Raw genomic sequence first — 18837 nt, 5'->3', positions numbered from 1 at the left:
TTTAAAACTTTTTTTAAAGCTCGATTTATTGCGCTTTACCCTAGGATTCCCGCCTACGCGGGAATATGACATAAACAAACCATGCAACAAGGCTTTCAGTCGCTCGCAATGACGGCTTAGCAACTGCTCGCAATAGTGCTTACAACCCCATCACTAACTTAAATTCTTTACTTTTAATAATCTTACTATTCGTATTATAAATAATCGGATCGTTAATTTTTTCATGACCGAATCTATTTGTTTTAAATACCGGTATATCTAAACTATCTGCAAAATTACGAAGCACTAACATTGTGGCATCAAGATCTTTACCAAATGAACCAAATATTATAGCCTTAACATCCTCAAATAACCCTGCTTGCTTTAAGTGTAAAAGCTCACGATCTAATCTAAAAGGAGCTACATTCACATCTTCTAAAAAAAGAATTTTGCCCTTAGTCTTTATTTGCCAACTCGTTCCTATACTAGTCTGTACCATAGTTAAGTTACCGCCTGTTAGTTTGCCGTTAACAAGATCACTTGATTTTGCTATATCGTTAAGAGGCACTAAATTATCTATAGTAACCTGCTTTACTTTACCTTTTAATATTTCAGCAAGCTTGGTAAAATTACCTTGATCTTGTTCCGGCTTTAAGAGATCGGCTATATTACTGCCGTGAATAGTTTTCCAGCCCCATTCTTGTGATAGAAAAAGATGTAACGCTGTTATATCGCTATATCCTATAAAGACTTTCTCTGTATTTGGTTTTGATAACTTTAGTAAATCGGGAATTATTCTCGCAGAACCGTAACCACCTCGTAAACTCCATACTATATTATCAGACTCATCAAATAATGCATCCCGCAGGCAATTAAATCTTACTGCATCGCTACTTGCAAGAAAGGGTAGCTTACCTTTAGCAAAACACTTAGAAGAAATTTGTAAATTTAGTCCATTAATATTTTTTAAATCCGACAAGGTTTTATTATCCGCTCCTGTTGCCGGAGCAACAACAGTAATAGAGATATTTTTTAGACTATGACCAGCAGAAAAAGTTGATATTGAAAAAAATAATATTATTAGTAAAGATATATTTTTAAGAATCATGAATATAATTGATAGGTATTGTTATATGAACAGGTAAACCTACTATGTCATGCCATGGCTTGACCACGGCATCCAGTCTTTATTTTATTTTTTCTAGATACCGTGGACAAGCTACGCTATGACAGAGGCAAGCACTGGATTCCCATTTTAGCTAGGGATGACATAAAAGGGAACAGAAATGACATAGAAAATGAGAATAACCTTACGAAGCTATTCTAAATAAAAAGCAACATCATCACCGGCAATCTCTACTGCTTTAGCCTTGATTTGGTCAATAGTAAGGCCACTATATTCTACAAACCAACCTAATACAGTATCGTCCTGACCAAAAAAATTAACTTTATCTAAATTACCTTTCCTCATATCATATACAAGCTTTAATGCTTCTTTTTGTGCTGGTAGTTCATGAGTATTAGATAGTGCTAAAGTCTTTACTTTTGCTCCAAGTTTATTCGCCAAAGCCTCTGATATTTCATCATCTTCAGATTTATCAGTTGAATTTTCGCTTATTCTAAGGTTTTCTATTATAGGTTCAACAAGCTTTGTCCATAGCTGGTCAGTTGAACTACAATCACAATCGGCTAGATATTTTCTACCTTCTTCTCCAGTTTTTACAGCATTATCAACAAACTCTTTAACTATCCACGTATTGTTAAATTTGTTATAAGCAGCTTTTATGAATAGTGCTAAATGATTAGAACCTAAATCTAAGAATTTTTGTTTAAGGTCCATAGGGATATGACTTTTTGTATCTAGCCATGTTTGCATTCCTAATAATATTTCTGACATTACCTTATTAGTGTCTTGTGTCGGTACAGTAATATTATTACTCTTAATAGTAACCTCAAGTGCATTTTGAGTACTAGCATCCAAGTTAGATACTAAGTTTTCATACTGGGCTGGGTTACTTTTAGCTTCTTTTAAAATGCTTACTATTGTCTTAAATCTTGGTACTATTTCTGAATGACTACCCGTAATGCTTGTCATCCAATCCCATTTAAAATATTCAAACCCGCCGGTAGCATGATTTGGAACTGCAACATGTGCAAATTTATGGTCATATCTAATGCCGATTACATTAAGATCGTTTTTATATTTCTTTACTTGAATATCGGTATTATTGCGCTGTTTTTTAAAGTGTTGCTCTAATTTTTTCATACTCTCCTCCTTAATTCATAGTTTTTAATTAGTGTCCATGTTATACATATATATTACTATATGTCAAAATAAAACACTAATAGAAATTAACTTTTTGCTATATCACAAGCATGTAAGTCACGCTTAAAGTACAAACTACTATTCTTATTTAAGATTACCCGATAAACCTGAACATTTTCAAGTACTCTTTGAACGTAATCTCTTGTTTCTCGATAAGGTATCAGTTCTATCCAGTCAATAACTTTTCTTGTATCTTTTATATCCCTTGGATCACCAAACCTATCTATCCATTTTACTACATTATGACTTCCGGCATTGTAAGAAGCAATGGATAGAATATAAGAACCTTTATGATTATCTAATAATTTTTTGAAATGATGCGCACCAAGTTTAATATTATATACCGGATTTCTAGTTAAGTCTGCTACATTACATTTAACATTTATGGATCTTGCGGTATCACAAGCAGTACCTTTAATAAGTTGCATGAGACCCATAGCATTTGCATAACTTACTGCTTTATGATCAAAAACCGATTCTTGTCTAATTATTCCATAAGTTAAATGAGGTGGGATAGGCAAACCTACTAGATTATAAGGCGTTGGAAAAGCACAATCCGGAATAAAAGCATTATTTTGGGCAGCAATTTTTGCCACCTCAACCATATGATTAGTATTATTATTTGCTTTAATAATATTCGCAATTATTTGAATTTCTGCAGAATTTTTAGTATTTTTCATTGCTGCTTTGGAATATATCAGGGCTAAGTAGTTTTTATTATATTTAACCAATAACCTTATTGCTTTAATAATCTCTTTATTTTCTATAATTTTCCTTTCTTCAGAAGTTATTACGGGAATAGGAGGTAAAACTAACTTTGTCCTATTTAATTCAATATTTGCTACCTGCCCATAAAAGGTAAAAGAATATTTAGCTGCCTGCTCGTAAAATTTTCTAGCCGTTTGCTTATCGCCTTTTGCTGCATAAGTACGACCGAGCCAATAAAACCCACGTGCCAAACTAATCGGAGTCTTAACAACTTTAATAAACTTATTAAAATGTACTAATGCTTGATCAGGCTTTTTTAAAAAACTTAAAGAAAGCCAGCCCGCAAGCCACTCCTGCTCCCTTATAGTTTCAGGACAAGTAGCAAAAGGAAGCGTTGCCATTCTATAGCTATTAGCAAAATCTTTGTAATCGATGAATTCACGAGCATAATAGGACTGAATACGACACCATTTAGCAAAATGTTTACGGTTATTTTTAGCTTTCTTAAACAAAGTAATAATTTCCTTTGTCGGCTTTTGCATTTTTTTCAAATCTAAATAACGATATAATAAACCGGAAGTATAGTATTTTTCAGGAACACTTTTAAAAAGCTTTTCAGCATTTGGCGATTTACCTATAATCGCAATTTGGACTTTAAAAGAATTACGGTAACCTTGCTCTACATATTTCAGGGATTGCTCAGCAGATCTAATATCATTTTTCCATAAATGTTCTTCTATTCGCTCTAAATGATCACTCGCAGTTAAATATTTATGCCACTTATTGTAATATGCATTTTCTTCTTCAGGAGTGAAATTAGCGTATACCCAAGCCTCTTTAATAATAGGTAGTAATATCTTCTGATCTTTGATTAAACTACTTGCAGCTACCGCATAAAATTTATAACCTTTGCCGGTAAGAGGAGGATGTTTACTAAACCAATCAACAATTACTTTTTTATTTGTATTATTATTTAGATATTCTTCTGCTCTTTCTTCAAGCAGCTTATTTTGAGGCCAATCCGGGTTATTGCATAAAAACCTTATTACATGTTCAAAACTATTATCTGAATATTTATTATCTAAATATTTCTGAGAAAATACAATTTTTGTTAAAATTTTATTATTTACTTCTAGAGCTAAATCTTCGGCTTGTGACCAATTTTTTTGATCGATATAGGTAAAAACTTGCTTAACATTATCTACAGCATCAGAATTAGCATTTACTTTCAAAGCTAATAACAACAATATAGAGGTTAACAATTTTATTGTGATTTTCATAAGTTTTATGATTTGTTGCGTGGATACCTAATAGTCATTACGAACTACTAAAAGCATTGTTGTATGGTTCGTTGATGTCATTCCCGCGCAAGCAGAAATCCAGTAAAACCTATAAAAAACTTATTTTTTATAGGTTTATCTAATATGTAATTTTTGTATCAATATTAAGGTTAATTTTCTGGATTCCCGCCTACGCGGGAATGACATAGAGACCCACTAAACACCGGTAGAACCAAAGCCACCGCTACCACGCATCGTTTCCATAAGACTACTACTTTCTTCCCATAATATACGTTCGTACTTTGCGATTATCATCTGTGCAATTCGCATGCCTTTTTCTATAATAAAATCTTCTTTACCGAGATTAATAAGAATGACCTTTATTTCACCTCGATAATCTGCATCAATAGTACCGGGTGAATTAGCAACCGTGATACCGTGCTTAACGGCAAGACCCGAACGGGGTCTTATTTGGGCTTCAAACGAATCCGGTAGTGCTATAGCGATGCCTGTTGGAATTAGCTGTATTGCGGTTGCTTTTATTGTTATAGGTTGCTCGTTTGCGGCTATTAAATCCATCCCCGCACTATGCTCTGTAGCATATTCCGGCAGACTGCCGGAAAAATTTTCTAGTTTTTTAATTTTAACTTGTGTTATTGTCATATTATTTCATATCAAATTTATCGTTAATAATTTTATTTTCTACCGCATCAATTAAAGAACTAGCAAGATTATCGGTTAATATCTTACTTCCCATACCAAGTTTCTTTTTAAGCCAAGGTTGCTTAGCACACAGATATTGAAACTTAATATTATCACCGAATTTTTCTTTCATTACGCTATACATATCACCTATGCCATCAATTAAGCCGTAATCAAGCGCCGTTTGCCCTGCCCAAAATTCACCGTTAAATAAAATTTCGTCTTGCTGAGTTAACTTCCCTGCTCTTCTTGTTTTTACATATTCTATAAAATGTTCATAAACCTGCTTTTGCAAATCTTTGATAATTTTAAGATCATCTTTATTAATAGGTTTAAACGGATCCAATACTGATTTATTCTTGCCTTCCGTATACACTCTTCTCTCTATCCCAAGTTTATTAATTGCTTCATGAAAACCGAATCCGCTTGATACTACTCCGATACTACCGATAACCGAACTCGGCAAAGCATATATCCGGTCACCGCTACAAGCCAGCCAATATCCGCCTGAAGCCGCCATATCTTCAATAAAACTATAAATTTTTATTTTATTTTCTTCAGCAAGGTCACGAATACGTTTTGCAATAAGTTCAGATTGTACCGGAGAACCGCCGGGAGAATTAATAATTAAACATAATGCTTTTAATTTCTTTATTTTAAAAGCTTTTTCTATTAGAGCATTTAATGATTCTAACGTAAGTCCCGATTGCATAGTACTTACTTTACCGATAACACCGCTAAGGCGTAAAACGGCAATCACCTCTTTAGAATTACCAAAAACCGAAGCAAATAATTGATCTAATTTACTTATCTGTCGTTTGGTTATTATCTGATCAAATTCAGCATTCGCCATAGTTGATTTATTTACTTCATTCATTAATTTTACTCATTTTTAATTTAATATACTCGTTTCATTTGAAAAATTGGCTATGTTGTCTTATAAGATCTGTGGTACTCACCTATTAAGTATACGCTCTGCTCCTCGCCTTATAGACTCCTTGCTCTTTTCCAAATTACACTTCGTCTATTTACTTGGAGTTACTATAGAGCATCCTTTTTTATTGGCAGCAAAGGCTTAGCCGGTCTATTCAGAGATTGCGCGTTATAACTATTTTTAGGTTCAGGATAATTTCCGGAAATGGCAGATAAAATAGTACCTCTAACTTTTTCGTCATACCAATTTGTATTGCCAACAAAGCTAGTTACTATTTTGCCGTCTGGGTCTATTAATATACTAGTCGGCAAACTAACAACCCCTAAGGCTTTAAATAATTCATTTCTATAATCATGATAAATCGGCAAATATCTTATATGATAGCTTTTAAAATATTCTTTCACAACTTTTATGTCTTGATAATCTTCTGAAATAGGAATTACTGAAAAAGGTAATTTCCTAAAATCTTTTTGCAAGATATCAAGGTCAGGCATTTCTTTGACACAAGGAGCACTCCAAGTAGCCCAAAACACTAACAATATAGTCTTTCCTTCAAACTGATCAAGAGAATATTGATTTTTTTCTTCATCAAAAAAAATTATATTATCAGGAACGCTTGAACCTCTTAAAAATGCTAATTTATCCTTAGGCTGCTCATAGAGCCTAGCATGAATTTTAGGAATAAAAATTATTATAGATAATAAAAATACTATAATATATATAAGATATTTATTATAATTTCTTAAGGTCATATAATAATTTATAATAATGAAGATATTTTATTTATTCGTATTAGCACTTACATTATGTAGTTGTGGTATAAAAAAGCCTTTAGAAGCACCGCAGAAAGAGGCAAAACGTCATTGCGAGCAGTCGTAGACTGCGTGGCAATCTCGTCAAATATCCTGAGATTGCTTCGTCAAATTACTGCGTAATTTTCCTCGCAATGACGTACTGTATCAATACCTCTTAAACGTCGTACCTTGCAAAACTAAGTCAAAACAATAAGACGGCATATTTTCTTGCGGTTCGATCAATATCGGATTTACTTCACCGCACTCATTATCACACATATTTTGAGCAGATAAGTCTAAGCGTGTTTCGAGAGTAGTAAGACTAGGATGCTCTATTCTTATATTTGCACTTCTCAAATAACGAGAAGATGTATAAGGCAACATGCTAATAAAGTAATATTCTCCTTTATTATTAGTAGTAGCAATACCGGAACCGGTAAAACTTGAATCGCTTTTACTTGTAAATCTTCTTTTATCAACTCTAGTTTTTAAAGGTTCGTAAGGATATTTACCCCCGCTTCCTGCTTGCCATAAATAAACTTTAGCATCCGCAACCGGCACGCAATTTTGATCTAATACTTTTCCTTTAATTAATATCCTTTCACCGTAAAATTTTGATAATCTTCCTGTTTTACGTAATAAATTATTAGTAGTTTCAAAAACTTTCGGTTCATAATCATTAAATATATTTCTAGTAATTTTACAACGATTAAGCTTATTAGGGTAAGTTTTAGAAGCAGCAAATATGTTTAATGTCCATAAACATAAAAAACAAAATATAAATTTTTTCACTTTTCACCACTATATTTATAAAATTCTGCATCTAAATTTAAATCAATTATTTTTATTAATCAAATTATTTTTATTCTCATTTGATTATTAAGTAATTGATTGTTATAGTAAACTTTGTTATACTAAAATATTATATATATGCAAAAATTTTTATCTTTAATAATTGTAATTCTAATACTTTACAATATAGTAAAGTTAAAAATATCTCCCGACAACAATAATCTTACAACTGTAGAGCAAACGGCTTCAAATAATTCATCTACCGATGAAAACCAAACTAGTATAAATAATGAACCTCCTATTTCATTAAACGGCAACTTATTTGAACGTACGGTTTCAAAAATAGTAATAAATGCTCTTAAAACCGAAGAAGGGAAAGCATTTTTTGAAAATATTTTACAACCGTTAAATGGACCTATCAATCCTAATGATTACACTATTGAAGTACGTAAGGATTTAGTAAAAACACTGTTCAAAATTAATACGCTCGGTAGCGGTAATATCGGTCCCGCTTCTTGTGGACATGTAGTTACCGTATTTTATCAAATATCAGATATGAACAATACTTTAATATCTGAAGATACTAAGACTTTTACTTTAGGCTCTGCTCCTGTAATGCTTGGCTTAGATAATGTAATAATCGGTATGATGGTAGGAGAAGCACGAGAAGCTATTATTCCGGCAAAATATGCTGTTAATAATAGTAATAATATTATCTTCGATGATGCTTATAATTATAAAGTTAATGTAATTTTAAAATCCATATTACCGCAAAATTTTGTTAAAAGTAATGAAGTTAAAATTTATGACGATGAGATAGCTTATCGTGTTCCTTTATTATGTGGTGAAAAAGTAAGCTTTAATGCTAAAATTACTCGCTTATCAAACGGTAAAATACTATATGATTCAAAAGCAAAAGGACAACAAATAGATATGAAAATCGGCGATATTACATATCCTTTAATTTTTTCTTACGCCTTGCAAGGTAAAGTAACGATTGGAACACGCAGTGTTATTGCTGAAGGCAAAACATTTAAAACTTTAGGTTCTAACATAAATAAAATTATTTCTCATGAATCGTTACCGATAAATGAATATCTTTTGCTTGAACTAGGAGACTTTAAACAAAATTAAATAAATATGAAACAAAATAAAAGTCAAAGACAAAAAAATTATATTTTATTATCTATCCTTGTCATAATGATAATAATTGTATATCTTATAGCATTAATAAAAATTGCAGGATAAATTTTGTAATTATTAAAAATTTAAAACTCAAATTAAACGAGTATATAAGCATCTTACTTTAAACTTTAATTATAGTATGGAAATTATTAAAAAAAACAAAAATATTATTATATTAGTAGGTTTAATATTTTTAGCAGTAATTATTTATATCTCTACAAGTAAGAGTTCCGATAATAAAACAAACGATAATATATTAGAAGTAAAGATAGCTATACAAGATCATAAATTTGTTCCGAATATAGTTGAAGTACCAAAAGCGACTAAGATAAGGTTAATTGTGCATAATAAAGATGATACGGTAGAAGAGTTTGAAAGTCATGATTTACATCGTGAAAAAATAGTTATGCCAAATGAGTCAATACATATTATACTTGCACCTCTCAAGTCCGGAAAATATGAATTTTTTGGAGATTTTCATCAAGATACGGCTCAGGGTTTTATAATTGTTAATGATTAGATAAAAAATATGTTTAAAATTGCTTTAGTAGTGTTTCGTGAATGTTTAGAAATATCCTTATTACTTGGTGTAATACTCGTCGTAACAAAACAAATCGAAAAATCTCGTCTTTATATTATTGCTGGAGTAATGCTTGGAGTAGTATTTGCTTCAATTTTTGCATTTTTTACACGTAAATTATCTTTATCTTTTGGCGGAATAGGCGACGAGTTATTCGATTCCGGAATTATGATACTAATAACAATTCTGATTAGCTGGACAATAATATGGATGCAAGGTTACGGTATAAAAGTAAAGCAACATATAAACGACTTATCAGTAAAAATTCATGAAGGTAATGCCAGTTATTTCATGTTGTTTTTTTTAGTTGCTACTACTATATTACGAGAAGGTGCAGAAATTATTATTTTAGTATATAGTATATCTTCAGTTGAAACAATATCAAGCAGTATTTACTTGCAAGGAGTGATAATAGGTGCTACAAGTGGCTTCTTACTTGGTTTAGTAATATATTTCGGTTTCATTAAGATTGCTAATCAAAAATATATTTTTAAAATCTCTACCATATTATTAATGCTAATAGCAGGCGGATTTGCAGCAAGTGCTGCAGGTATTTTAACCTCTTCCGGTCTAATTATGTTTTTATCCGATCAACTTTGGGATAGTTCATGGTTAGTAGCAGATAGAAGTATGATAGGTAAAATCTTACATATTGTTACCGGTTATATTGCAAGACCTAACGGGCTACAAGTACTGGCGTATTTTACTACTATATTACTGATAAATATTTTCATACAAATAAAATTAAGATATTCCAAAAATAACTTAATATCAGTACAAAAAAATGAATCAAATTAATTTTATCAAAGAGAACAATTAAATTAAATATGTTAAAACTTTTATCAGAAATTGGTCCGGTAATAGCATTTTTTGCAGGCTTTTTTTATGGAGGCGGTATACAACACGCTACTCTTTATATGCTTATTACCTCTGTTATTTGTATTACCCTTTGTTATGTTATAGATAAGAAAGTATCCAAGCTTTCTATTATTTCTACGACTGTTTTATTAGTTTCGGGAAGCATTACTTTAATTAGCGGCGATTCAATGTATATAAAAATCAAACCTACTATATTATATGTTATTTTTGGAATAATATTTCTCATGAGCGGTATAAGAAAAAATCCTTTTATCAAATATGCTTTAGAGAGTATAGTACGTCTTAAAGAAGAAAGTTGGATAACCTTAAGCTATAGAACAGCAGCTTTTTTCTTTTTTATGGCTGTAGTTAATGAAGTAGTTTGGCGTAATTGCTCAGATGCAACATGGGTAAAATTCAAAGTATTCGGTGTAATACCTATTACTTTTATATTTATTTTACTGCAATTACCTCTTTTATTAAAGAATAAATTACCGAATAGTAAGATATGAGATATAATACCTTACTATTTTTACTTTAGCGTAGGTGTTGTTGCATGGACCGGTAAAATCCACTGTGTCACCCCGTGGCTTGACGACGGGGTCCATACAAACAATTTAAAATACTAATATTATTAGTATTTTAAGCTGGATCCCACGATCAAGTCGCGGGATGACACAGGATTCCTGCTTTCACAGAGATAACACCGATGGCTTTTTAAAAATTGTCCGGTACTATAATAAACAAACAGTTAATTCTTGAACAAATACAATCTTTTTAAAAATCATAGGGTACTCTTGTTATGATATTACGAGTTCTAATTTTTATAGCTCTTTCTTTTAGTCTATCTGCTTGTTTACCTGCTATTTTTACCGCAGCAACCACTACCGGCATTGTTGCTTCAAAAGATCAACCAATATCTGAAACATTAAATGATTCAAGGATTTCTGCCAGCATTAAAGCTGATTTAGTAAAAAATAATTTTAGAGATTTAGGTGCTAAAATAAAGGTTGAAGTATCACAAGGAAGAGTATTATTAACAGGAAATATTCAAAAAGAATCTGATGCGTTAAAAGCCATAGAAATTGCTTGGAATCAAAAAAGCGTAAAAGAAGTTATTAATGAGTTGAAAGTAAATAAAAACAGTAATCATTTTGACTTAGCCCAATATACTAAAGATAGTATGATAACCACGCAAATTAAAGCTAAAAATTTAGTCAGAAAAGACATTAAATTTGCTAATTATACTATTCTAACTATAGATAATATTGTTTATTTATTTGGAGTTGCAAGATCAGAAGAAGAGCTAGAAAAGCTTGCTTCTATTGCATCAAAAATAAAAGGGGTTGAAAAAGTTGTGTGTTACGCTAAAATAATGAATAACTTTAACACAAATAATGATAATAGTGAAGAATCATAAATTTAAATTAGACCTCTTGCAGAATGAAGATAATAAAGAGAAATTTGACGGAAACACGGCATGTAGCACTGCAGCATACACCTTAGTACGTGAGGATGCGAGTACCGGATTGACGTATACCGCAGATATTTCAAAAGTTGGAAATCAAATAAGTGGTGAGCCTGCACAGCGTATAAAAATACGTGAACACAGACAAATCCCGAAATTTGACTTACCAAATCTTAAAGTATCAAAGGTATACAAATTACCTTTAGGAGCAAGTTATGCAAAGGGTTTATTACTTTTGTTAATTTTTTGTTTTGGTCTAAGCGGTTGTAATACCTCAAAAAGATTACCTTATTCCCACAAATATGCTTACAAAGAATTATCAAAAGATGATCCTCATAATCTCACTTATAAAGGACATTATAAAGTCGGTAAAAATTATAAAATAAAAGGAAAGACTTACAAACCTCACAACCCTAAATCTTTTACCGAAACAGGTTATGCCTCATGGTACGGTGGACTTAAAGACGGTTTTCACGGTAAAAAAACAGCTAATGGCGATAGATTTAATAGAAATTTATTAACTGCTGCACATAAAACTCTTCCGCTCCCTTGCTTAGTTAAAGTTACCAACAAAGCCAATAATAAAGCAGTAATTTTAATGGTTAATGATAGAGGTCCTTTTAAGAAAAATCGTATAATAGATGTTTCTCAAAAAGCGGCTGAAATTTTAGCATTTAAAAATCAAGGTATAACTAAAGTAAAAATAGAATATTTACCTAATGAAACTGAGAAATTTCTAAAAAATATTAATCTAAAAAAACCACAAAGTAAAACTTTAGCTAAAAACTCTAAAAAATCTTCATCTAATAAAGTTACAAACAACAATAAATGTAGCGTTAATTGTCATATAAAACTTATAAATTTAAAGTATAAATTGGCAGTAACTCCTTAAAAGATGTGTGAATATTAAAGCGTCAATAATCGTAGGCGTTGTTGCGTGGCTCTTTTAACGTCATTGCGAGGAGCAACTTAAGTTTCGACGAAACAATCTCAGCAGTTTTTGTATTACCTCATGCGATTGCCACGACCACTTTGTGGTCTCACAATGACGATACATATCAACTACGTATATTCTTTTTCTTTATTATTTTTGATTTAGCTTTTGTAGTAGATTTATTATTAGAGGCAAGCTTGATTGAAGGTTTAGGGACTATAGGCTTAATATTAAAATGCTGATCTAATAGCCCCATCATCTTTTGATCACGAGATGCGGCACTTTTACCGCCTGTAACAACGGCAATCAATGATTTACCGTTCCTAGAAGCAGTAGTTACTAAATTATAACCTGCCGGTGTATGAAAACCTGTTTTCATCCCTTCTGCACCTTGATAATTTTTAGTAACCCTATTATGTCCGTTTACTACGTTTCCACGAAATACAAAGCTGGTTTTAGCAAATAACGGATAAAATTTAGGATAATCTCTCTTCAAAGCCATAGCAAGTTTAGCCATATCTCTTGCGGTAGTTTGCTGCAATGGGTCATGCCAACCTGAAGCATTTTTAAAATAGGTCTTCTTCATACCGAGCTGTTTAGCTTTAACATTCATTAAATGAGCAAAAGCTTTCTCTGAACCTTTCATGCCCTCAGCAACCGTTACAGCAGCATCATTAGCAGATTTTATAATTAATCCATTAATTGCCTCTCGAACGGTTATAGTTTCCCCTGCTTTTAAACCCAGCTTACACGGTGGCATTTTTGAAGCTTTTGCTGATACAAGTAATTTTTTATCTAAAGGTAACTTACCGGCTTCAATTGCTTCAAACATTAAGTATAGAGTCATTAGCTTAGTTAAAGAAGCGGGGTAAATCCGAATTTGTGCATTATGGGCCTGCAACACTTTACCGCTTTTTGCATCCATTACTAAACTAGTTTGAACAGGAGGTTTAGGGGTATTTTTTACAGCTTTTTTTGCTTCGCTTATAGGCGCAAAGAAAAATGTTACGACACAAATATAAGGTAATAAAAATTTCCTAAACATTTTAAATAAATAAAATATTATTCAAATTAAACCAAGTGTGATTTTTCGTCATTGCGAGGAAAAATTGAAAATTTTGACGAAGCAATCCAGTAAAAAATGCATAGCATTTTTTTATTATTTTCCTAGATTGTCATGCTTCCTACGGTCGCTCTGCAATGACGATGAAAATAATACTTACTACACATTAACCTTTTTATTAAGATACATTAAGATAAACAAAGCAGGCAAGGCTAAAATTATAGTAAAGAGGAAAAAACCGTCCCAGCCCATCATATTTACGAGTTTTCCAGCATAAATAGTGACAGTATTGTTACATAAACTACTAGCACTACTAAGTAAAGCATATTGTGTTGCGGAATATTTTTTATTACATAAATTACCTATATATCCAACTAAAGCAGTAGCACCCATAGCGGCAGCAAAATTCTCTATAGTAATAGCAATTAATAAAGCTTCAAAAGAAGGAGGCTGATGATTAAGCCAAATAAATGCAAAATGCGTTAAGCTTTGGGCAATACCGGTAATAATCAAACCTTTAAAATTCCCCACCCTATACATTACAATACCACCGACAAAACCGCCGACTAAGGTTGCAATCAATCCATAAAGTTTAGCTATTATTGCTATTTCGCCTTTTGTATAACCAAGCTCTATATAAAAAGGTGAGGCAACCGCTCCAAGCATAGCATCGCCTAATTTAAAAAATATTACCGCAAGTAAAATAGTTGCAGCAAATTCTCTTTTGAAAAAATCCTTGAAAGGATTAATTACTGTAGAAATCCATGAAGTAATAGAAATAATATGAATTTTTTCTCTTGCTAATTCTTTTTCGTTTACGGTTATTATAAATATCGTTGCAACGACAAATATTATAGCTATAACACAGAAAGTTAGTTGCCAATTATTTCCAGTTATTTCTGCAAGGTACAAAGCACCTGCCCCTGTAATAAGCATACCGATTCGATAACCGAATACAGCGGTTGCACTAGCTATGCTTTGTGTTTCTTGATCAAACTTATCTATACGCAACGCATCAACGGCAATATCAAACGTGCTAGATAAAAAGCCTAATAATATAGTCAAAAAATAGAAAGAAGTTAAAGAAACTTCAGGATTTTCCTTGCTCATAGCAATTAGTACTAAAGCCATTAAAGAGCTACATAATATAAGCCAGCTTTTGCGATGTCCCCACCTACTTAAAAAAGGTATTTTAAAATTGTCGACTAGAGGCGACCAAAATACTTTTAACGAATATGATAACCTTGCAACCGCAAAAGTAGTAATAACGGCGATATCTATACCGGATTCTTTTAACCATACCGCAAGAGTAGAAAAAATTATAACCAGCGGCATACCGCTAACTATTCCTAAAATAAATATTTCAAATAATCGATAGTCTTTAAAAATCTTGGTAATGCGCATTGTGATATTTCATTAAATCGTCATTGCGAGGAGGGGCATAGTCCCAACGTGACAATCTAGGAAAATAATAAAAAAATGCTATGCATTTTTTACTGGATTGCTTCGTCAAAATTTTCAATTTTTCCTCGCAATGACGAAAATATTAGTGTTGCAATAATAATTAATAAATATAAGCTATTTACTTTATAAATCAACCATTTTCTCTTAACTCCTTATTATACAACCTATAATATTCATCTTTATTCTTAAGCAATTGTGTATGAGTTCCTTGTTCACAAATCTCACCGTTTTTCATGACGATAATATTATCAAGATCGGTAATACTGCTTAAACGATGCGTAATAATTAAAGTGGTTTTTCCTTGGCGTAATTTCTTTAACGATTCTAGAATTTTCTGTTCGGAAGCTTGGTCTAAGCTGCTTGTTGCTTCATCCCAAATTAAAATAGGGGCATCTTTTAAGAAAGCTCTAGCAATAGATAAACGCTGACGCTGACCGCCTGAAAGAGTCGTCCCCTGCCCCCCTATCTGCGTGTCGTAACCATTCGGCAGATGCATAATAAACTCATGAGCATCGGCATATTTTGCTGCTCTAATTATTTCTTCTCTTGTAGCGTTTTCCTGACCGTATGCTATATTTTCTGCAACGCTTGTATCAAATAAATGAGTATCTTGAGTAACTAAGGAAATCTGACCTCTAAGTGAAGTAAGCTTAATATCTTTAATATCATGATTATTAATTAAAATTCTTCCTTCATTTGGATCATAAAAACGCACTAATAAATTACTAAGCGAAGTCTTAGCACTACCTGAACGCCCGACAAACGCAATAATTTTATGAGGCTCTAGCCTTAAATCTATATATTTTATAGCTATTTTACTCTCAAACCTTAAAGCTAGTTTTTCAAAAGTAATTTGTGGATTATATAAATCTACGTCTTTAGCATCTTCATGATCTTTAATAATAGGCTCGGTATCCAAAATACTAAATACCCTCTTAGCTGCTGCTATTCCTTCTTGCAAATTAATATTTAACGATACCAAACTTTTAAACGGTCTATAAGCCGCTGCAAAAGAAGCCAAAAAAGCAAAAAGAGCCCCTGGCGTACTTTTCCCCTCTAGGACTAGATTACCTCCATACCATACCATCCCTCCAACTGCAAGACCGCTTAAACCCTCCATAATCGGTGAAACCATCGCATCTAGCTTAGATGTTTTTTTGTAGAACTCTAAAATATTATTAATAATCAACGATGCTCTATTACTTTCTATTTGTTCGCCTACAAAAGATTTAATAATCTTAATTGACTGAAATGTTTCATCAAGCCGAGAGGTATAATGCCCAAGCTCTTCTTGTGACTGTGCAAATATTCTTCTTATCTTTCTACCCATCCTTTGCACCGGATAAACAGCTAAAGGGAAAACAAGAAAAACTATGCAAGATAATAGCGGTTCTAAATGAAACATTGTTGCTATTAAACATACTACAGTTAGAAAATGTTTGGCACATCCGACAAGTAAGTTAGAAACAGCTCCACGCATCAAAGAAATATCATTAGTAAAACGAGATATTAAACGTCCTGAAGATTGGTTTTGAATAAAAGAAATATCAGCAAATAACAAATGCTCATACATTTGTATCTGTAAATCGTTTAGTACCCTCTGCCCAACAAATTTTATTAGATAATTCTGATAATACTCTGAAATGCCTTTTATAACAAAAGTTACAGTAAGCACTATAGGCATGATTATAAGCATTTTCTTATCATGCGTTAAAAAAACCTTATCAATAATAGGTCTAGCCGCATGTACGATCACTGCCGTACAAAGTGCTGCAACAACCATACAAAATATCGAAAAATATATTTTATTTGCGTAAGGTTTAACATGATCTTTTATCAGCCTTTTTATAACATCTGCGGCTGTGTAGTTATCATTTAAATTATTGTTATTCATTCTCGTTAAAAATATTAAATTGATGATGTGATTGATTCGGTACAGGCATTTGCAAATGCTCAAAAGCGGCAATCGTGATTACCCTACCTCTAGGAGTTCTTTGTAGTAAACCTATCTGTATAAGATAAGGCTCTATGGTTTCTTCAAGTGCATCACGTTGTTCAGATAAGGCAGCTGCAATCGTTTCAATTCCAACAGGACCGCCGTTATAATTATCCGCTATGAATTTTAGATAACGATAATCATTGCTATCAAGTCCTATGCGATCAACTTCCAAACGATTTAACCCAAAATCAGAGATTTCCTTATCTACTCTTGATTTACCGTCAACTGCTGCAAAATCTCTTATACGACGAAGCAATCTTAATGCAATTCTTGGCGTTCCTCTACTTCTTTTAGCTATTTCTTCAGAACCCGAATCGGTCAAATCAATATCAAGTAGTTTACTTGCTCTATTTAGAACTTTCTTCAATTCCTCGGTATTATAAAAATTTAGCCGCATAGGGATACCGAACCTATCACGCAAAGGATTACTAAGCAGCCCGAGGCGTGTGGTAGCACCGATTAAGGTAAATTTCGGCAAGGTTATTTTCACTGACCTTGCGGCAGATCCTTCACCGATAATTATATCAAGCTCAAAATCTTCCATGGCAGGATATAAAACTTCTTCAACCGCAGTATTTAAGCGGTGGATTTCATCAATAAATAATACATCGTTCTTTTCAAGATTGGTAAGAATAGCAGCAAGATCAGCTACCTTAAGTATAGCAGGACCGGAGGTGGATTTAAAATTACCGCCGATTTCGTTAGAGATAATTTTAGCAAGCGTAGTTTTACCAAGCCCGGGCGGACCGTAAAATAAAGTATGATCAAGATGCTCATTTCGAGATTTTGCAGCCTTAATAAATACCGAAAGATTTTCTTTAATCTGCTGTTGACCGACAAATTCTTGCAAATATGACGGCCTTATTGGCAATTCTTGATCATTTTCACTTTTTTCAGGTGATAATATATTAGTCATTATTTTAAATCGAATATAATGACTAATAATAGCCAAAAAATAGTTTTATGCTATAAATTATTTTAGACTTTTATATTAGCCCTCTTCATAGAAACTAGTTACCCCTTCTCTAAGTTTATCTACGGTTTCAAAAAATTTTTCTGTATCAGTGACGCCTAAGTTTTGTAATTCTTCTTTAAGGTAATTTTGATTTAATCCTTTATATAACTTGAAATAATGGCCAAATATCTTATTTAATAATATTATATTACGATTTTCATAATAATTTTTCAAAACTTCTGCTACATCTTTTAGCGTAAGGTTATTTTCATCAGTTATTTCTGTAATTTGTGCGTCCAATTCTTGTCTATCTTGAGATTTCATTCCTATCTTATAACCTAAAATTTACATCCAATTAAGCTTTTATTCTCTTTTATAGCATCCGATAAGGCTTTCTTTGATTCCTCGCTTACTTCTGTACTTAATGAAAAATTCAATCCAGCAAGTTTAGTATTTTTAATAAATGAGGATCAGGCAGGAACATTATTATCACAAAATATCCCACTTATATCTAAATCGCTTATTTTTGTTTCGTTTACTCTTAAGGTATCTAAAAGAACATCTATCTTATTAACATTATTCAAAGCATTTATAAAACTAATGTCGGTAATTCGGCATAGCGGATCTTTAAAAAATTCAGCAAATAACTTTATTGATTTTAAACTCCACGCAAAACTATCAGTGCTTAAGCACTTTATAGTAGCGTCTCCTTGTAAAGCATTCAATAACCCATTTTAAAGCATCTTCAGGAATTTTAGAGTATCCAGCAGCTGCAAATAAGTAGCAGAGTCTTTCTATAGCTCTTTTAATATTTCT

19 protein-coding genes are annotated in these 18837 nt (G+C 32.2%); 6 read left to right on the top strand and 13 right to left on the bottom strand.

Features of this window, described 5'->3' with window-relative positions:
• Positions 1-139: 139 nt before the first annotated feature.
• The 7 genes from TENJIKU01_RS00795 to TENJIKU01_RS00765 all read right to left on the bottom strand — a co-directional run bounded on the left by TENJIKU01_RS00795 (position 140) and on the right by TENJIKU01_RS00765 (position 7515).
• On the bottom strand, positions 140-1087 hold the full coding sequence (locus TENJIKU01_RS00795) for an LD-carboxypeptidase (protein WP_064428833.1): 948 nt from the start codon (positions 1085-1087) through the stop codon (positions 140-142).
• 210 nt (positions 1088-1297) lie between these two features.
• Positions 1298-2245, bottom strand: a complete 948-nt coding sequence (locus TENJIKU01_RS00790; RefSeq protein ID WP_064428832.1) for a hypothetical protein — start codon at positions 2243-2245, stop codon at positions 1298-1300.
• Positions 2246-2331: 86 nt separating this feature from the next.
• Positions 2332-4293 (bottom strand): lytic transglycosylase domain-containing protein, encoded by a 1962-nt coding sequence (locus tag TENJIKU01_RS00785; protein ID WP_064428831.1) that lies wholly within the window; start codon positions 4291-4293, stop codon positions 2332-2334.
• A gap of 216 nt (positions 4294-4509) precedes the next feature.
• The gene (gene dut, locus TENJIKU01_RS00780; RefSeq protein WP_064428830.1) at positions 4510-4956 is read right to left on the bottom strand and encodes a dUTP diphosphatase; all 447 of its coding nucleotides are present in this window, start codon (positions 4954-4956) and stop codon (positions 4510-4512) included.
• A gap of 1 nt (position 4957) precedes the next feature.
• Positions 4958-5872: a S49 family peptidase gene (locus TENJIKU01_RS00775; protein WP_064428829.1), complete on the bottom strand. Its 915-nt coding sequence runs from the start codon at positions 5870-5872 to the stop codon at positions 4958-4960.
• A gap of 164 nt (positions 5873-6036) precedes the next feature.
• A complete protein-coding gene (locus TENJIKU01_RS00770; RefSeq protein WP_064428828.1) occupies positions 6037-6681 on the bottom strand; it encodes a TlpA disulfide reductase family protein in 645 nt (214 codons plus the stop codon).
• 207 nt (positions 6682-6888) lie between these two features.
• Positions 6889-7515, bottom strand: coding sequence for a dioxygenase (locus TENJIKU01_RS00765; protein ID WP_064428827.1), 627 nt, complete (start codon positions 7513-7515; stop codon positions 6889-6891).
• 138 nt (positions 7516-7653) lie between these two features.
• On the opposite strand from TENJIKU01_RS00765, the gene TENJIKU01_RS00760 reads away from it, so the two are divergent.
• The 6 genes from TENJIKU01_RS00760 (at position 7654) to TENJIKU01_RS00735 (ending at position 12498) form a co-directional block, all read left to right on the top strand.
• On the top strand, positions 7654-8649 hold the full coding sequence (locus tag TENJIKU01_RS00760; protein WP_064428826.1) for an FKBP-type peptidyl-prolyl cis-trans isomerase: 996 nt from the start codon (positions 7654-7656) through the stop codon (positions 8647-8649).
• 190 nt (positions 8650-8839) lie between these two features.
• The gene (locus TENJIKU01_RS00755) at positions 8840-9220 is read left to right on the top strand and encodes a cupredoxin domain-containing protein (protein WP_064428825.1); all 381 of its coding nucleotides are present in this window, start codon (positions 8840-8842) and stop codon (positions 9218-9220) included.
• A gap of 9 nt (positions 9221-9229) precedes the next feature.
• A complete protein-coding gene (locus tag TENJIKU01_RS00750; RefSeq protein ID WP_010977176.1) occupies positions 9230-10078 on the top strand; it encodes an FTR1 family protein in 849 nt (282 codons plus the stop codon).
• 29 nt (positions 10079-10107) lie between these two features.
• Positions 10108-10650, top strand: coding sequence for a septation protein A (locus TENJIKU01_RS00745; protein ID WP_064428824.1), 543 nt, complete (start codon positions 10108-10110; stop codon positions 10648-10650).
• A gap of 290 nt (positions 10651-10940) precedes the next feature.
• Complete coding sequence (locus TENJIKU01_RS00740; RefSeq protein ID WP_064428823.1) at positions 10941-11558, top strand: BON domain-containing protein; 618 nt, start codon at positions 10941-10943, stop codon at positions 11556-11558.
• Positions 11536-12498: a septal ring lytic transglycosylase RlpA family protein gene (locus TENJIKU01_RS00735; RefSeq protein WP_064428822.1), complete on the top strand. Its 963-nt coding sequence runs from the start codon at positions 11536-11538 to the stop codon at positions 12496-12498. The genes TENJIKU01_RS00740 and TENJIKU01_RS00735 overlap by 23 nt, the downstream gene beginning before the upstream one ends.
• A 166-nt stretch (positions 12499-12664) precedes the next feature.
• Here TENJIKU01_RS00735 and TENJIKU01_RS00730 read toward each other — a convergent pair whose 3' ends face one another.
• From TENJIKU01_RS00730 to TENJIKU01_RS08745, 6 genes are all read right to left on the bottom strand, one after another.
• Positions 12665-13585, bottom strand: coding sequence for a D-alanyl-D-alanine carboxypeptidase family protein (locus tag TENJIKU01_RS00730; protein ID WP_064428821.1), 921 nt, complete (start codon positions 13583-13585; stop codon positions 12665-12667).
• Between the two features lie 177 nt (positions 13586-13762).
• Positions 13763-15007, bottom strand: a complete 1245-nt coding sequence (locus TENJIKU01_RS00725; protein ID WP_064428820.1) for an AmpG family muropeptide MFS transporter — start codon at positions 15005-15007, stop codon at positions 13763-13765.
• A gap of 190 nt (positions 15008-15197) precedes the next feature.
• Entirely contained in the window at positions 15198-16961 is a 1764-nt protein-coding gene (locus TENJIKU01_RS00720; protein ID WP_064428819.1) for an ABC transporter ATP-binding protein, read from the bottom strand.
• The gene (gene ruvB, locus TENJIKU01_RS00715) at positions 16954-17982 is read right to left on the bottom strand and encodes a Holliday junction branch migration DNA helicase RuvB (RefSeq protein WP_064428818.1); all 1029 of its coding nucleotides are present in this window, start codon (positions 17980-17982) and stop codon (positions 16954-16956) included. Before ruvB ends, TENJIKU01_RS00720 begins: the two co-directional genes overlap by 8 nt.
• 75 nt (positions 17983-18057) lie before the next feature.
• A complete protein-coding gene (locus TENJIKU01_RS00710; protein WP_064428817.1) occupies positions 18058-18345 on the bottom strand; it encodes a hypothetical protein in 288 nt (95 codons plus the stop codon).
• 146 nt (positions 18346-18491) lie between these two features.
• A complete protein-coding gene (locus TENJIKU01_RS08745) occupies positions 18492-18746 on the bottom strand; it encodes a hypothetical protein (protein ID WP_064428816.1) in 255 nt (84 codons plus the stop codon).
• Between the last annotated feature and the right edge of the window lie 91 nt (positions 18747-18837).

The sequence above is a fragment of the Rickettsia sp. Tenjiku01 genome (assembly GCF_001653015.1).
Lineage (GTDB): Bacteria > Pseudomonadota > Alphaproteobacteria > Rickettsiales > Rickettsiaceae > Rickettsia > Rickettsia rickettsii.
Note: the sequence above shows the minus strand (reverse complement) of the source record. Positions and strands in the feature narration are given on the sequence as shown.

What these genes read in the sequence shown, in the direction of transcription:
- TENJIKU01_RS00740 (WP_064428823.1), top strand. Translation starts at nt 10,941, where the DNA reads ATGATATTACGAGTTCTAATTTTTATAGCTCTTTCTTTTAGTCTATCT.
- TENJIKU01_RS00795 (WP_064428833.1), bottom strand. Translation starts at nt 1,087, where the DNA reads ATGATTCTTAAAAATATATCTTTACTAATAATATTATTTTTTTCAATA.
- TENJIKU01_RS00710 (WP_064428817.1), bottom strand. Translation starts at nt 18,345, where the DNA reads ATGAAATCTCAAGATAGACAAGAATTGGACGCACAAATTACAGAAATA.
- TENJIKU01_RS00735 (WP_064428822.1), top strand. Translation starts at nt 11,536, where the DNA reads ATGATAATAGTGAAGAATCATAAATTTAAATTAGACCTCTTGCAGAAT.
- TENJIKU01_RS00725 (WP_064428820.1), bottom strand. Translation starts at nt 15,007, where the DNA reads ATGCGCATTACCAAGATTTTTAAAGACTATCGATTATTTGAAATATTT.
- TENJIKU01_RS00760 (WP_064428826.1), top strand. Translation starts at nt 7,654, where the DNA reads ATGCAAAAATTTTTATCTTTAATAATTGTAATTCTAATACTTTACAAT.
- TENJIKU01_RS00720 (WP_064428819.1), bottom strand. Translation starts at nt 16,961, where the DNA reads ATGAATAACAATAATTTAAATGATAACTACACAGCCGCAGATGTTATA.
- TENJIKU01_RS00755 (WP_064428825.1), top strand. Translation starts at nt 8,840, where the DNA reads ATGGAAATTATTAAAAAAAACAAAAATATTATTATATTAGTAGGTTTA.
- TENJIKU01_RS00785 (WP_064428831.1), bottom strand. Translation starts at nt 4,293, where the DNA reads ATGAAAATCACAATAAAATTGTTAACCTCTATATTGTTGTTATTAGCT.
- TENJIKU01_RS00750 (WP_010977176.1), top strand. Translation starts at nt 9,230, where the DNA reads ATGTTTAAAATTGCTTTAGTAGTGTTTCGTGAATGTTTAGAAATATCC.
- ruvB (WP_064428818.1), bottom strand. Translation starts at nt 17,982, where the DNA reads ATGACTAATATATTATCACCTGAAAAAAGTGAAAATGATCAAGAATTG.
- TENJIKU01_RS00745 (WP_064428824.1), top strand. Translation starts at nt 10,108, where the DNA reads ATGTTAAAACTTTTATCAGAAATTGGTCCGGTAATAGCATTTTTTGCA.
- TENJIKU01_RS00790 (WP_064428832.1), bottom strand. Translation starts at nt 2,245, where the DNA reads ATGAAAAAATTAGAGCAACACTTTAAAAAACAGCGCAATAATACCGAT.
- TENJIKU01_RS00770 (WP_064428828.1), bottom strand. Translation starts at nt 6,681, where the DNA reads ATGACCTTAAGAAATTATAATAAATATCTTATATATATTATAGTATTT.
- dut (WP_064428830.1), bottom strand. Translation starts at nt 4,956, where the DNA reads ATGACAATAACACAAGTTAAAATTAAAAAACTAGAAAATTTTTCCGGC.
- TENJIKU01_RS00775 (WP_064428829.1), bottom strand. Translation starts at nt 5,872, where the DNA reads ATGAATGAAGTAAATAAATCAACTATGGCGAATGCTGAATTTGATCAG.
- TENJIKU01_RS00730 (WP_064428821.1), bottom strand. Translation starts at nt 13,585, where the DNA reads ATGTTTAGGAAATTTTTATTACCTTATATTTGTGTCGTAACATTTTTC.